Origin of the sequence: Natrialba sp. PRR66, assembly GCF_034808065.1 — an archaeon.
Lineage (GTDB): Archaea > Halobacteriota > Halobacteria > Halobacteriales > Natrialbaceae > Natrialba > Natrialba aegyptia.
This window is the reverse complement of record NZ_JAXHGN010000189.1, coordinates 1-253: the sequence shown is the minus strand read 5'-3', so window position 1 is coordinate 253 and position 253 is coordinate 1. Positions and strand designations below refer to the sequence as shown.

The 253-nt window shown below is 63.6% G+C and carries 1 pseudogene; it reads right to left on the bottom strand.

Annotated elements, in window-relative coordinates:
* Nucleotides 1–253, bottom strand: a pseudogene (locus tag SM755_RS23945) (replication factor A); the annotation flags it as partial.

Sequence of the window (253 nt, the reverse complement as noted above, 5' to 3'; positions counted from 1 at the left end):
ATCAGCCAGCAGCCCGACCTGAGCGATCGAGTCAGCGCGGGGCTCCCACAGCTGATCGACTTCGACTTCGAGATCGACCCACTGCTCCTCAGCGTCGATCGCATCGATACTGACGAGATCGTTGCCCGACTCCGCGTAGAAGGCGTCCTGATCGATGTCGTGCTCGTCGAGCAGGTGGTTGGTGACGCTCCGGCGAGCCTCGTCTTCGGGGACCTGGTACTCCTCGACGAGCGCAGTCACGCGCGCTTCGACC